This window comes from Alphaproteobacteria bacterium (assembly GCA_041396705.1).
In the GTDB taxonomy this organism is placed as follows: domain Bacteria; phylum Pseudomonadota; class Alphaproteobacteria; order CALKHQ01; family CALKHQ01; genus CALKHQ01.
On the sequence record JAWKYB010000021.1, the window covers coordinates 72,218 to 86,096 of the forward strand.

Here is a 13,879-nt window from a genome sequence, read left to right on the forward strand (position 1 = left end):
CATCAGCAGCCAGGTCGGGTCAGAATAGGGTCATGTCCGCAGGGCGAGCAAGGCGTCGACCCAGTCCGCCTCGGCGGCCGGCTTGTCCCAGCGGATGCGATGGACGCGCGGGAAGCGCATGGCCAGGCCGGACTTGTGGCGCGGCGAGGCGTGGACGCTGTCGAACGCCACCTCCAGCACCAGGCCCGGCGCGACCTCGCGCACCGGCCCGAAGCGGGCGGTGGTGTGGTCGCGCACCCATTTGTCGAGCAGCCGCAGCTCGTCGTCGGTGAAGCCGAAATAGGCCTTGCCGACCGGCACCAGTTCCGGCGCGCCGTCTTCGCCGGTGCGCCAGCAGCCGAAGGTGTAGTCGGAATAGAAGGACGAGCGCTTGCCGTGGCCGCGCTGCGCATACATCAGCACCGTGTCGGCCGTCAGCGCGTCGCGTTTCCACTTGAACCAGGGTCCCTTCGGCCGGCCGGCGACATAGGGCGCGTCGTGCCGCTTCAGCATCAGCCCCTCGATGCCGTTGTCGCGGGCGCCGGCGCGGATGGCGGCAAGCTCGTCCCAGCTGGCGAACGGGATCAGCGGCGACAGGTCGAAGCGCGGGCGGATGGCGCGGCCGTGCCATGCCTCCAGCCGGCCGCGGCGCTGCGCCAGCGGCGCGCCGCGCAGGTCGCTGGCACCGTCGGCCAGCATGTCGTAGAGCCGCACGAAGGCCGGCGCCTCGCGCAGCAGCTTCGGGCCGACCTGCTTGCGGTTCAGCCGCTGCTGCAGGGCGTTGAACGAGCCGACCGCCCAGCCGCCGGCCGCCGGCGTGCCGACCAGCAGCTCGCCGTCGAGCACCGCGTCCTCCTCCAGGGCGGCCACCACGTCGGGAAAGGCGGCGGCGATGTCGTCGCCGGTGCGCGAATACAGCCGGGTCTCGCCGCCGCGGCGGACGAGCTGCACCCGGATGCCGTCCCACTTCCACTCCGCCCAGTAGTCGGCCGGATCCAGCCTCGCCAGGTCGGCGGCCTCGTCGAGCGGGTTGGCCAGCATCATCGGGCGGAACGCCGCCGTCGCCGAGACGTCCGGTTGCGGCCGCTCGCCGGCCAGCCAGGCGAAGACCGGCGCGTAGGGCGGCCTGTGCGCGTGCCACAGCTCCTCGATCGCCTCCACCGGCCGGTCGTGGGCGGCGGCCAGCGCGGTCTTGGCCAGCCGGGCGGAGACGCCGACCCTGAGCCCGCCGGTGATCAGCTTCAGCAGCGCCCAGCGCCCGGTCGCATCCATGGCGTCGAGCCAGCCGGCGACCAGCGCCGGCAGCCGTGCCTTCGGCGTCGTTTCGAGCGCCGCGATCACCGCGGCCAGGCGTGGCGGCGCCTGGGCGGTCGCGGCCGACGGCCAGATCAGCGCCACCGTCTCGGCCAAGTCGCCGACATAGTCGTAGGACCAGCCGAACAGGACCGGGTCGGTCCGCTCGGCGACGAGGGCGCGGATCATCGCCGGCTTGGCCGCGGACAGCCTGAGGTCGCCGGTCAGCGCCGCCATCGCCCAGCCGCGGTCGAGCCGGTCGTCCGCATCGTCGATCGCCGCCAGGTAGGACGACAGCAGCCGCAGCTTGCCGTTGCGCGACGGCATGAAGCTGAGCGAGTCGAGCAGGCGGGCGAAGGCGCGCATCGGGTGGCGCGGGGCGCGCCGGTCAGCCCCGGGCCAGCGCCATCACGGCCATCTTCGCGACCGTCGAGTTCCAGTCGTACGGGCGGGCATAGGTCCCGGCGACGACGCCGCGGCTGTTGATCAGGTAGCTGGTCGGATAGGCGGTGACGCCGAAGGCCTCGGCCAGCGCGCCCTGGTGGTCGTGGTAACGGCCGAGGTGGCTCAGCTCGTACTGGGCATAGAACTGCTCGATGATCGCCATGCCGCCCTGGTCGACCGAGACCGGCACCACGAAGGCCGCCTCGCCCACGCTGGCCTGCAGGGCATCGAGGCTCGGCATCTCGCTGCGGCACGGCACGCACCACGTCGCCCAGAAGTTGAGCACGATCGGCCTGCCGATGAAGTCGGCCAGGCTGACCTCGCGGCCGTCGCCCGCCATGAAGGGCACCGTCGCCCAGTTGACCGCGCGCGCGGCCGACAGCGGCAGCGCCGCCGCAGCCAGCCCGGCCGCGCCGGTCGCCAGGAAATGCCGTCGACTGTGAGTCATGATCGGCGATACTACACCGGTCCGCCGCCACGCCAAAGGACCGTCCGCCGATGCACCAGCCGCCGCTGTTCCGCGAGGAACGGGTCGAGATATTGCACGACCTGATCGCGCGCCACCCCTTCGCGACGCTGGTTGCCGCCGGCGACGGCGGCATCGAGGCCTCGCACCTGCCGATGCTGCTGTCGCCCGAACCGGCGCCACTGGGCAGCCTGATCGGGCATCTGGCCCGCGCCAACCCGATGCTGGCCGATGGGCGCGACAGCCTGCACGCCCTGGCCGTCTTCCAGGGCCCGCAGGCCTATGTGTCGCCGTCGTGGTACCCGTCGAAGCGGGCGCACGGCCGGGTAGTGCCGACCTGGAACTACGTCGCGGTTCACGCCCACGGCACGCTGGCCCGCATCGACGACCCGGCCCGTCTGCGCGACATCGTCGAACGGCTGACCGCTGCCCGCGAGCGGCGCTTCGCCGCGCCGTGGTCGGTCGACGACGCGCCGGCCGACTTCGTCGCCGGCATGCTGAAGGGCATCGTCGGGCTGGAGCTGCGGATCGAGCGGCTGGACGGCAACTGGAAGCTGAGCCAGAACCGCGCGCCGGACGACCGCCGCGGCGTCATCGCGGCGCTGGAGGCGAGCGACGACCCGGCGGACCGGGCCGTCGCCGCGGCGATGGTGGCGCGCGACGGCGATTGACCGGCCGCCGCCGCGCCGGCCTAGGCGGCCTCGCCGGCGATCAGCCGGCGCAGCACATAGTGCAGGATGCCGCCGGCCTTGTAGTACTCGACCTCGTCCAGCGTATCGATCCGGCACAGCAGGTCGACGGTCTGGCTGCGGCCGTCGGCGTAGCGAACGGTGCAGGCGACGTTCATCCGCGGCGCGATGCCGGCGGCCAGCCCGGTCAGATCGAAGGTCTCGCTGCCATCGAGGCCGAGCGAGCTGCGCGAGACGCCGTCCTTGAACTGCAGCGGCAGCACGCCCATGCCGACCAGGTTGGAGCGGTGGATGCGCTCGAAGCTCTCCACGATCACCGCCTTGACGCCCAGCAGCATGGTGCCCTTGGCCGCCCAGTCGCGCGACGAGCCGGTGCCGTACTCCTTGCCGGCCACCACCACCAGCGGCACGCCCTCGTCGGCATAGCGCATCGCCGCGTCGTAGATCGACATGGCGTCGCCGCTGGGCATGTGGCGGGTGACTCCGCCGACCGTGCCCGGCGCCATCTCGTTGCGGATGCGGATGTTCGCGAAGGTGCCGCGCATCATCACTTCGTGATTGCCGCGGCGCGACCCGTAGGAGTTGAAATCGGCCGGACGGACCTGGTGGCCGATCAGATATTCGCCGGCCGGGCTGTCCTTCTTGATCGAGCCGGCCGGCGATATGTGATCGGTGGTCACGCTGTCGGCCAGCAGCGCCAGCGGACGCGCGCCGACGATGTCGCCCACCGGCGCCGGGCCGCTGGCGATGTCGGCGAAGAACGGCGGATAGCGGACGTAGGTCGAGCCGTCGTCCCACTCGTAGGTCAGCCCGCCGGAGGTCTTGATGCCCTGCCAATGGGCGTCGCCCTCGAAGACGTCGGCATAGCGGTTGCGGAACATCGCCGGCGTCAGCACCCGGTCGATGGTATCGCGGATTTCCTTGTTCGACGGCCAGATGTCGCGCAGGTAGACCGGCTTGGCGTCGAGGTCCTCGCCGATCGGATCCTTGCTCAGGTCGACCTTCAGCGACCCGGCCAGCGCATAGGCCACCACCAGCGGCGGCGACGCCAAGTAGTTCAGCTTGGTCAGCGGGTGCACGCGGCCCTCGAAATTGCGGTTGCCCGAGAGCACCGCGCCGACCGACAGGTCGCCGGCCTCGATCGCCTGATGGATCGGCTCCGGCAGCGGCCCGGAATTGCCGATGCAGGTGGTGCAGCCATAGCCGACCAGGTCGAAGCCGAGCTGGTCGAGATATTCCTGCAGGCCGGCCGCCTGCAGGTAGTCGGTGACCACCTGGCTGCCCGGCGCCAGCGAGGTCTTCACCCAGGGCTTGCGCTTCAGCCCACGCTCGACCGCGTTCTTCGCCAGCAGGCCGGCCGCGACCAGCACCGACGGGTTCGAGGTGTTGGTGCAGCTGGTGATCGCGGCGATCACCACGTCGCCGTCGCTGAGCATGTAGTCGGCGCCGGCGACCGCGTGGCTCTTGTGGCGGGTGCCGGCCAACGGCCCGCCCTCCTCCACCATGTCCGACTTGGCGCCGCCGCCGGCGCCGGCATGCGACTCCAGGATCGCGGCGTCGGCCGAGGCGACCATCGACGACAGCAGCACCCGGTCCTGCGGCCGCTTCGGGCCGGCCAGCGACGGCTCGACCGCGGCGAGGTCGATGTCCAGCACGGTGGTGAACACCGGCTCCGGATCGCCGGGCTCGCGCCACATGCCCTGGGCCTTGGCATAGGCCTCGACCAAGGCGACGCGGTCGTCGGCGCGGCCGGTGAAGCGTAGGTAGCGGATCGTCTCCGCATCGATCGGGAAGATGCCGCAGGTGGCGCCGTATTCCGGCGCCATGTTGGCCAGCGTCGCCCGGTCGGCGAGGCCGAGACCGTCCAGGCCGGGACCGAAATACTCGACGAACTTGTTGACCACGCCCAGTTTGCGCAGCGCCTCGGTCACCGTCAGCACCAGGTCGGTGGCGGTCGCACCCTCCTTCAGCCGTCCGTTCAGGCGCACGCCGACCACCTCCGGGATCAGCATCGAGATCGGCTGGCCCAGCATCGCCGCCTCGGCCTCGATGCCGCCGACGCCCCAGCCCAGCACCGCCAGGCCGTTGACCATGGTGGTGTGGCTGTCGGTGCCGACCAGCGTGTCGGGATAGGCGATGGTCACGCCGCCCTCGTCGCCGGTCCACACCGTCTGCGCCAGGCATTCCAGGTTGACCTGGTGGCAGATGCCGGTGCCGGGCGGCACGACGCGGAAGTTGGAGAAGGCGGTCTGGCCCCAGCGCAGGAAGGCATAGCGCTCGCCGTTGCGCTCGTACTCCAGCGCGACATTCTTTCCGAACGCGTCCGGCCCGCCGAACGCATCCACCATCACCGAGTGGTCGATGACCAGGTCGACCGGCGCCAGCGGGTTGATGACCCGGGGATCGGCGCCCGCCTCGTCCACCGCCTGCCGCATCGCGGCCAGGTCGACCACCGCCGGCACGCCGGTGAAGTCCTGCATCAGCACCCGGGCCGGGCGATAGGCGATCTCGCGGTCGGAGCGGCGGTCCTGCAGCCAGGCGCCGACGGCCTTGACGTCGTCGGGGGTGACCGTGCGGCCGTCCTCGAAGCGCAGCAGGTTCTCCAGCAACACCTTCATCGAGAACGGAAGGCGTGCGATGTCGGCGCCGATCGCGCCGGCGGACTCCGGCAGGCTGAAATAGTCGTAGCGCTTGCCGGCGACCGTCAGCGTGCGCCGCGTCCGCAAAGAATCATGACCGATCAAAGGATGTCTCCCGTGCTGCGCGGTGGGACGACCGGCCGCCGGCAGGACCCTGCGCCCGCACGGCTTTCAGCTTGCTGAACGTCGCGCGGAACGGCCCGTCCGGCGCGCCGGACGCGCGCCATCTGAATCAGACGGCCTCTTATAGTGGCAACGCGCGCCGGATTCACCTGCCATCGGGTCACAGCTTGCGGCGCCGCCAAAAGAAAACGCCCTTCCGCGGGGAAGGGCGTTCTCGGTCGGGCCGGCTCGGCCGCGATTCAGCGAACCAGGCAGTCCGGGTTGTTCGGGCTGGGGCCGTCGCAGTCGGTCGGCGTGCCCGCCGCGGGGGTCACGCCCTGCAGCAAGTCGGCGACCAGCACGTCCAGGAACAAACACTGTTCCGGCGGCAGCAGCTGGGTGTTCGCCTCCTCGGTCGCGCCGAGATCGGTCGGGGCATTCACGTCCTCGACCACCAGCGCGGTCAGGTAGGACTGCCAGTCGTCATTCGCGTGGAAGCCCATGACGATGTCGAGGTTGCCGTCAGGCGCATCGACCCGGATCTGCAGCGCGCCGCCGGTGTGCGAGATCGCGGTGTTGCGATCGCCGAACCAGGCGATGAACGGCCACAGCGACGGTTCCGACGGCGGCACGTTGTAGTCGTAGCCGTTGGCGTAGATCACCTCGCCGAACGGCGCACGCTCGAGATTGCGGGTGCCGTTGGAGTCGGTCACGAAAATGACCCGGTACTCGCCCGGCGGAACATCCAGGTGCATCTCCTGCACACCGGAAATACCGTCGTGCATCAGCGGGTGGCCGCCGGGACGCTGCACCTCGTGCATGTCGCGGCCCATGATCCGCGGGTCGTTCATGCTCACGCGCTCGAACCCGGGAACCAGCGGCGTGCCGGGCCCGCCGAAATCATAGCCGACGGCACCGGGCGGCAGCTGGTAGTCGCTGCGAACCTCGATGCAGACGATCTGGGCCGGACAGACCAGACGGCCGGCGACGTCCATCACCGTGTCGGCGGCGGCCAGCAGCTGGGCGGGCGGCACCACTTCCGAATAGGAGCGCAGCTCGTAGATCACCGCCACGGCACGGTCCGCCGCGGTGGCGCCGGTCGCGGCCGCGTCGCCGGCGCCGGTGCGCACATAGTTGTCCAGCACGGTCGCCGCGCCGGGCGTGTTCAGGATCAGCGCCTCGATCACGTCGACCGGCACCGGCGGCAGGTCGGCCGCATCCGGCAGGCCGGGCAACACGGGGTCGGCCAGCACCGACGCGGGCAGCGCCTCGCTCGGCACCGCGCCGGGCGGCAGGCCCAGGGCGGACGGATCCGGCACGTAGATCGGGCTTTCGGCGCCGTCCGGCCCCGTCTCCGCGACCGCGCCGGTCGCAGCGACGAGCAGGCTTGCAGCGGCCCCACCCAACAGTAGCTTGCGCAGCATCGTGTGTTGTGCCTCTTGCTGTTACATGCGCGCCGGACGCGCGCCGCGTTCAGGATACCTACAGGCTATATACGGGGTTATCAATACGAAATCAAAGAAAATCGTAGCGACTTCACCGCCTGCGCGTTAACCAAACCCTATCCGGCTCTTTGAATCGTTGCAATGCTGATCGCAGCCGGCCAGCGAAGTCAAAGCAGAACCAAAATAGTTAACCAAGTAAATATCAGATTACAAAAAATTTCGAATCAGGTGAACCGCCGGCCGCCGCACGACGACGCAAACCGGTGGCGCCCGCGGCGCAGCGCGGTGGCGGCATGTCCCGGCACATGTCTCGGCTCTTGATCTCGATGGCCAACACAGCGCAGGAAAGGGGCGGGCTGGACATGGGCTGGGCAATCCTGCGGTGACGAGCGAGGCAAGCACCAACGATTCGTCCGCGACCGCGGCGCGACCGTCCGACGCCGATGCGCGGGCCGACGGCGGCGCACAGGCCGACGCCGGGGCGCGGGCGCAGGCGCGGCCCGCGGAGGCGCCGCCGGGCGACGCCCTGCTGCATTGCCTGATCAAGGTCACGCACTACTACGGCCGCCCGGTGACCGAAGCCGACCTGCGCGCTGCGACCCCGGTGCCGGCCGGCGGCATGAGCCTGCCGTCGTTCGAACGGGCCGCCCAGCGGCTTGGCTACAAGGTCGGCCGCCAGAAGGTGGACGCCGGCAAGCTGGCGCACCTGCCGACGCCGTTCGTCACCATCCCGCGCAAGGGCCGCCTCGCCCGGCTGGTGATCGAGCGCGACCAGGACGACCTGGTGCTGCTCGACCCGTTCACCAACGAGCGCTCGCTGGTCCGCCCGGGCGCGCTGGCCGACGAGGTGGCGGAGGCGTTCCTGGTCAAGCCGGACAGCGGCGTCGGCGACCGCGGCCGGCGGCATCACCCGTCGGCCGGCTGGCGCGGCCTGATTTCCAGCCGTCTGCGCGGCGTGCTGTGGGAGCTGGCGCTGGCCTCGCTGGTGATCAACCTGTTCGCGCTGATCGCGCCGCTGTTCACGATGACGGTGTACAACAAGGTCATCGGCCAGGCCGCGCTTGACACGCTGACCGTGCTCAGCATCGGCATGATCACGATCTACGGCTTCGAATTCATCCTGCGGGTGGTGCGCGGCTATGTCTCCAGCCATACCGGCGCCCGGCTCGACGCGCTGATCGGCGGCGAGGTGGTGCACCGGCTGCTGCACCAGCCGTTCAGCTATTTCGAGGGCGCGGCCAGCGGTCAGATCTCCGAGCGGCTGCGTCAGCTCGACACCATCCGCAACTTCTTCACCGGCCAGATGCCGATGACCGTGGTCGACCTGGCGTTCGTGTCGATCTTCCTGATCGCGCTGTTTTTCATCAGCCCGATCTTCGCCGCGCTGGCGCTGGGCGCGATCCCGCTGTTCGTGCTGCTGTCGCTGATGTTTCACAAGAAACAGAAGGCGCTGATCGAGCACAGCTTCGCCGCGCTGGCCGCCAAGTCGTCGGCGCTGAACGAGACCGTCAACAACGCCGTCACCATCAAGTCGCTGGGCCTGGAATCCGACGTGGAGCGGCGCTGGGAGGGGCGGCTGGCCGCCACCGCCTGGCACGGCTTCAAGGCGCACAATCTGTCGAACTGGCTGACCTCGCTGACCACCACGCTGCAGCAGGTGATCGGGCTGGCGGTGATCTTCATCGGCGCCCGGCTGGTGATCGAGCGCGAGCTGACCATCGGCGCGCTGATCGCGGCGTCGATCCTGGTCACCCGCGCGATCGCGCCGATGCGCCAGGTGGTCAGCGCCTGGTACCAGGTGCAGGAGGTCAAGGCCGCGTTCAACCGGCTGTCGGAAATCATGGAGGCGAAGCCGGAGGAGGAGCCCGGCGACGTCGCGCCGCAGCCGCCGTTGCGCGGCGACATCAAGGTCGACGCCGTCACCTACAGCTTCGACCGCAACCAGCCGCCGGTGCTGCGCAACGTGACCGTCGAGTTCGCCAGCGGCGAGGTGGTGGCGATCATCGGCCCTTCGGGCTCGGGCAAGTCGACGCTGGCCAAGATCCTGCAGGGCCTGTACCCGCCGGACAGCGGCCGGGTGCTGATCGACGGCACCGACATCCACCACATCTCGCGCGCCTCGCTGCGCGCCCAGCTCGGCGTCGTGCCGCAGGAGACCCAGCTGTTCGCCGGCACGGTGCGCGAGAACATCATGATGGGCCAGCCGCTGGACGCGCCGGAACGCGCGGTCGCGGCCGCCAAGTTCGTCGGCGCCCACGACTTCATCCAGCGGCTGCCGCGCGGCTACGACACGCCGATCGGCGAGCGCGGCGTCGGCATCTCCGCCGGCCAGCGCCAGCTTCTGTGCGTCGCTCGTGCGCTGATCCGCAACCCGCGCATCCTGATCCTCGACGAGGCGACCAGCGCGCTCGATCCGGCGGCGGAGGAAGCGCTGCTGGTCAACCTGCGCCGCCAGGCGCGCGGGCGCACCATCATCCTGATCACCCACCGCATGGCGCCGCTGTCGATCGCCGACAAGGCGGTGCTGCTGATCAACGGCCAGGTCGACAAGGTCGGCCCGCCGAAGGAGGTGGTCGCCTATGCCCGCGAGCGCATGGCGCCGCAGCGGACCGCCGAGACCGAGACCGAGCCTGGCGGCGACGGCCAGCCCGACGGCGCCCCGCCGGACCCGCGGCGCGCCGTGCCGCCGCCGGTGAGCGCGGCATCATGAGCGAGGCCGCTTCCGCCGCGCCCGGCGGCGACGGGTCGCCCCGCGGCCGCGCCGTCGCCAACCGAGCCGGCCCGCCGGCCGCGGCCGCCGGCGTGCCGGCCAAGCGCCCGGCGACGCCGCCGCGCTATGTCGAGTTCCTGCCGGATGTGGAGGCGGTCGCCCACCGCCGCCACTCGCCCTATGCCCGCTGGCTGCTGCTGACCATCGCGGTGATGTTCGCCGCCATCGTCGCCTGGGCGGCGCTGACCGAGGTCGAGCAATACGCGAGCGCCAACGGCCAGGTGCGGCCCGACGGCCGGGTCAAGATCGTCAACCACCCGTTCGGCGGCACCATCACCGAGGTGCTGGTCGACGAGGGCGATCTGGTCGATGCCGGCCAGGTGCTGTTCCGCCTGGATCCGGAGTTCGTCGAGGGCGAGATCACCGGCATCCGCGGCCAGTGGCTGACCGCGCTGGCCGCGCTGAGCCGGCTGCAGGCGGAGGCCGACGGCGCCGACGAGCTGGTTTTCCCCGACTCCGTGCTGGACGAGGCGCCCGACGCCGCGGCCAACCAGTACGCCCTGTTCGACGCCCGCCGCGACGCGCTGATCACCGAGCGCAACCGCGCCGACCAGGTCGTCGCCCAACGGCGCGAGGCGATCACCCAGCTGGAGAGCGAGATCGCCAAGCTGCAGGCCAGCCTGGCGATCGTTTCCGAGCAGGAGCGCTCGGTCCGCGCCCTGGTCGAGCAGGACTATTTCCCCGAGCTGCGCTGGCTGAGCCTGAAGCGCGAGGTCGAGGAGCTGACCGCGGACGTCGCCTCCGCCGAGGCCCGGCGCGCGTCGGCCGAGGCGGCGCTGAACCAGGCGCAGGCGGAGCGCACGGCGATCGACGAGGCGCGCCGTTCCGAGATCCTGGCCGAACTGGCCGAGACCCGCTCACGGGCCGAGACGCTGGCGGCGCAGCTGGCGGTGAGCCAGACCGAGCAGGCGCGCCTGACCATCACCGCGCCGGAGCGCGGTATCGTCCAGAACCTCGCCGTCACCAACATCGGCCAGTCGATCGCGCCGAACGAGCCGCTGCTGAATATCGTGCCGGTCGGCGACACGCTGATCGTGGAGGCCAGCGTCGGCAACGCCGACATCGGCTTTATCGAGGTCGGCATGCCGGCCGACGTGAAGGTGGTGACCTACGACTTCGCCCGCTATGGCTCGCTGGCCGGGGTGGTGACCGAGATCGCCCCCGATGCGACCGTCGATCCGAATACCGGCGTGCCCTACTTCAAGGTCTGGGTGCGCACCGAGCGCACCTATCTCGGCGAGCAGCCGGGCCAATATCCGGTGCTGCCGGGCATGCAGACCATCGTCGACCTGGAGATCGGGCGCCGCACCGTGCTGGAGTTCCTGACCGAGCGCATCACGCGCACCACCAGCGAGGCCTTCACCGAGCGCTGAGCGCCGGCCGGCACCAACGAGACGGGAGAGTCCAAGGTGGAAGAGCGACGCTTCGTCGACGACCCGGGCAGCGGCTGGGAGCAGGTCGATGCCGGCGTGCGCCGGCGCATCCTTGCCCACCGGCCCGAGCTGATGATGGTCGAGGTCGCGTTCGAGGCCGGCGCGGTCGGCACGCCGCACGCCCATCCGCATGTGCAGTCGTGCTATGTCGCCGCCGGGCGCTTCCGGGTCACCGTCGACGGCGAGGTGCGCGAGCTCGGCGCCGGCTGCAGCTTCGTGGTGCCGCCCGACACCCTGCACGGCGTCGTCGCGCTGGAGCCGGGCCGGCTGATCGATGCCTTCACCCCGCAGCGGGCCGACTTCCTGCCGGCAGGCTGAACCGGCCGGCGGCTCAGCCGAGCCAGTTCGGCAGGGTCATCGAGATCGCCGGCACGAAGGTGATCAGCATCAGCGCCACCAGGATCGCAAGGTAGAACGGCCAGATCGTCCGCAAGACGCTCTCGATCCTGACGCCGCCGACCGCGCAGCCGACGAACAGGCAGGCGCCGACCGGCGGCGTGCACAGGCCGAGCCCAAGGTTCATCATCAGCAGCATCCCGAACTGGATCGGGTGCATGCCGGTCTCGACGGCGACGGGCAGGAAGATCGGCGTGCAGATCAGGATCAGCGCCGCCATGTCCATGATCATGCCCAGCACCAGCAGCACGGCGTTGAGCAGCAGCAGAATCACGATCGGCTCGCTGGACAGCCCGGTCAGCAGCGCGGTCAGCTCGGCGGGCACCCGGTAGAAGGCGAGCATGTAGGCGAAGGCGCTGGCGCAGCCGACCAGGATCATCACGATCGACGTCGTCCGCACCGCACGCCGCACCGACAGCAGGAAACCCTGCCAGCTCAGCGACCGGTAGGCGAGGATGGTGACCAGCACCGCCCAGATCACGCCGATGGCACCGGACTCGGTGACGGTGAAATAGCCGGACAGCACGCCGCCGACGATGATCACCGCGGTGAGAAGGCCCGGGAAGGCGACGACCAGGGCAATTAGCAGGGCATTCACGCCCGGAAAGCGCTCGGCGGCATAGCCGCGGCGCACGGCGACCAGATAGGCCGCGACGGCCAGGCACAGGCACATCAGGATGCCGGGGACGACGCCGGCCAGGAACAGCTGCGAGACCGAGATGCCGCCGCCCGCCGCGATCGCGAACAGAATCATGTTGTGGCTGGGCGGAATCAGGATGCCGGCGATCGACGAGGTCACCGTGACGTTGACCGCATAGTCCGGGTCGTAGCCCTTCTCCTTCATCACCGGGATCAGGATCGAGCCGAGCGCGGAGACGTCGGCCACCGCCGAGCCGGAGATGCCGCCGAACAGCATCGAGGAGAACACGTTGACCTGGCCCAGGCCGCCGCGGACGCTGCCGACCGCGGCCGAGGCCAGTCGCACCAGCCGGCTGGCGATGCCGCCGTGCAGCATCAGCTCGCCGGCAAAGATGAAGAACGGGATCGCCAGCAGCGAGAACACCGAAATGCCGGAGACGATGCGGCGCAGCTCGACCAGCAGCGGCAGCCCCTCGTAGGCGAAGGTGGCGAGCGCGGCGACGCCGAGGGCGAAGGCGACCGGCACGCCGATGGCGACGCACAGGGCGAAGCTGCCCAGCAGCAGGGCAAGACCCATGCTCAGGCGTCCCGCTCGGCGGGCGACGCGAGCGCGTCGGCCACCTCGGGGTCGACGTCGCGGTCCTCGCCGATGGGCACGCCGGCCAGCCGCCGCAGCACCCGCACGCCGGCGAAGATGAAGATCAGCACCCCGGCAACCGCGATCGGCAGCGCCCGCACGCCTTCGGGCAGGTCGATCAGCGGGATCAAGGTGGTCCAGCCGAACGCGGCCAGCCCGACCGCCTGGAACGTCAGGATGCCGCCGAACACGGTCATCACCAGGTCGGCCAGCAGGCGGAGCCCGCGCTGGCCGCGCGGCGGCAGGGCGGTCACCAGCGCGGTCACCGACAGGTGGCTGTTCTCGCGCACGCCGACCGCGCCGGACAGGAAGGCGATCACCACGATCAGCAGCATCGCGACCTGCTCGACCCAGGTCGGCGTCTCGTTCACCACGTAGCGGCCGTAGACCAGCCAGCCGAAGATCGCGATCAGCACGACCAGCGAGACCCCTGAGACCAGGGTCGCGGCCTGCGCCGCGCGGTCGAGCAACGGGTCGGTCAGGCGCGCGATGGCATCGGTTCGATGGCGACGGTCTGGCACGTCGGCAGGCTTTCGGGTGCGGCGTTGCGGGAAGGAGCCGGTGACAGCCTGCGGCCGGACCGGGGCCGGGGCAGCAGAAAGGGCGACGCCACCAAGCGCCGCCCCTCCGGGGGAGAGCCGGCTACTTGACGGCGCGGATGCGTTCGACCAGGTCGCGCAGGTCCGGATACTGCTGGTAGAACTGCTCGTAGACCGGGCCCATCGCCTCCTGGAACGGCCCCTTGTCCGCGATCTCGTTCACCACCACGCCGGCGGCCTCGACCGCGACACGGCTGGCTTCCTCGCGCTCGGCCCACAGCTCGCGCTGCAACGCGGCGCTTTCGCGCGCCGCCGCACGCACGATCTCCTGGTCTTCCGCCGGCAACGCGTTCCACAGGTCGGCGTTGATGCAGACGCATTCCGGAATGATCAGGTGCTCGGACAGCG

The 13,879-nt window shown here is 70.5% G+C and carries 11 protein-coding genes; 4 read left to right on the plus strand and 7 right to left on the minus strand.

Annotated features, from left to right (window positions below; translation table 11 throughout):
• Positions 1–30: 30 nt before the first annotated feature.
• Together R3F55_23655 and R3F55_23660 are read right to left on the minus strand one after the other, a co-directional pair.
• The gene (locus R3F55_23655) at positions 31–1,638 is read right to left on the minus strand and encodes a cisplatin damage response ATP-dependent DNA ligase (GenBank protein MEZ5670371.1); all 1,608 of its coding nucleotides are present in this window, start codon (positions 1,636–1,638) and stop codon (positions 31–33) included.
• 22 nt (positions 1,639–1,660) lie between these two features.
• Positions 1,661–2,164, minus strand: coding sequence for a TlpA disulfide reductase family protein (locus R3F55_23660; GenBank protein MEZ5670372.1), 504 nt, complete (start codon positions 2,162–2,164; stop codon positions 1,661–1,663).
• A gap of 50 nt (positions 2,165–2,214) precedes the next feature.
• On the opposite strand from R3F55_23660, the gene R3F55_23665 reads away from it, so the two are divergent.
• Positions 2,215–2,853 carry an FMN-binding negative transcriptional regulator gene (locus R3F55_23665; GenBank protein MEZ5670373.1) on the plus strand — a complete coding sequence of 213 codons (639 nt, stop codon included), beginning with the start codon at positions 2,215–2,217 and terminating at the stop codon, positions 2,851–2,853.
• A 20-nt stretch (positions 2,854–2,873) separates the two neighbouring features.
• On the opposite strand, the gene acnA is transcribed toward R3F55_23665, so the two are convergent.
• Entirely contained in the window at positions 2,874–5,597 is a 2,724-nt protein-coding gene (gene acnA, locus R3F55_23670) for an aconitate hydratase AcnA (protein MEZ5670374.1), read from the minus strand.
• Between the two features lie 275 nt (positions 5,598–5,872).
• Positions 5,873–7,036, minus strand: a complete 1,164-nt coding sequence (locus tag R3F55_23675; protein MEZ5670375.1) for a hypothetical protein — start codon at positions 7,034–7,036, stop codon at positions 5,873–5,875.
• A 403-nt stretch (positions 7,037–7,439) separates the two neighbouring features.
• Here R3F55_23675 and R3F55_23680 point away from each other — a divergent pair, with 403 nt between their 5' ends.
• From R3F55_23680 to R3F55_23690, 3 genes are read left to right on the plus strand one after another with little or no spacing between them, the layout of a single operon-like run.
• Complete coding sequence (locus R3F55_23680; protein ID MEZ5670376.1) at positions 7,440–9,767, plus strand: peptidase domain-containing ABC transporter; 2,328 nt, start codon at positions 7,440–7,442, stop codon at positions 9,765–9,767.
• The gene (locus R3F55_23685) at positions 9,764–11,200 is read left to right on the plus strand and encodes an HlyD family type I secretion periplasmic adaptor subunit (protein ID MEZ5670377.1); all 1,437 of its coding nucleotides are present in this window, start codon (positions 9,764–9,766) and stop codon (positions 11,198–11,200) included. The genes R3F55_23680 and R3F55_23685 overlap by 4 nt, the downstream gene beginning before the upstream one ends.
• Before the next feature lie 36 nt (positions 11,201–11,236).
• Positions 11,237–11,578 (plus strand): cupin domain-containing protein, encoded by a 342-nt coding sequence (locus R3F55_23690; protein ID MEZ5670378.1) that lies wholly within the window; start codon positions 11,237–11,239, stop codon positions 11,576–11,578.
• A 13-nt stretch (positions 11,579–11,591) separates the two neighbouring features.
• Here R3F55_23690 and R3F55_23695 read toward each other — a convergent pair whose 3' ends face one another.
• The 3 genes from R3F55_23695 to R3F55_23705 all read right to left on the minus strand — a co-directional run.
• Positions 11,592–12,872, minus strand: a complete 1,281-nt coding sequence (locus tag R3F55_23695; GenBank protein ID MEZ5670379.1) for a TRAP transporter large permease — start codon at positions 12,870–12,872, stop codon at positions 11,592–11,594.
• Between the two features lie 2 nt (positions 12,873–12,874).
• A complete protein-coding gene (locus tag R3F55_23700; GenBank protein ID MEZ5670380.1) occupies positions 12,875–13,453 on the minus strand; it encodes a TRAP transporter small permease in 579 nt (192 codons plus the stop codon).
• Positions 13,454–13,574: 121 nt separating this feature from the next.
• On the minus strand, positions 13,575–13,879 hold a 305-nt coding region (locus tag R3F55_23705), incomplete at its 5' end, for a TRAP transporter substrate-binding protein (protein ID MEZ5670381.1).

What these genes read in the sequence shown, in the direction of transcription:
- R3F55_23655 (MEZ5670371.1), bottom strand. Translation starts at nt 1,638, where the DNA reads ATGCGCGCCTTCGCCCGCCTGCTCGACTCGCTCAGCTTCATGCCGTCG.
- R3F55_23660 (MEZ5670372.1), bottom strand. Translation starts at nt 2,164, where the DNA reads ATGACTCACAGTCGACGGCATTTCCTGGCGACCGGCGCGGCCGGGCTG.
- R3F55_23665 (MEZ5670373.1), top strand. Translation starts at nt 2,215, where the DNA reads ATGCACCAGCCGCCGCTGTTCCGCGAGGAACGGGTCGAGATATTGCAC.
- R3F55_23675 (MEZ5670375.1), bottom strand. Translation starts at nt 7,036, where the DNA reads ATGCTGCGCAAGCTACTGTTGGGTGGGGCCGCTGCAAGCCTGCTCGTC.
- R3F55_23685 (MEZ5670377.1), top strand. Translation starts at nt 9,764, where the DNA reads ATGAGCGAGGCCGCTTCCGCCGCGCCCGGCGGCGACGGGTCGCCCCGC.
- R3F55_23695 (MEZ5670379.1), bottom strand. Translation starts at nt 12,872, where the DNA reads ATGGGTCTTGCCCTGCTGCTGGGCAGCTTCGCCCTGTGCGTCGCCATC.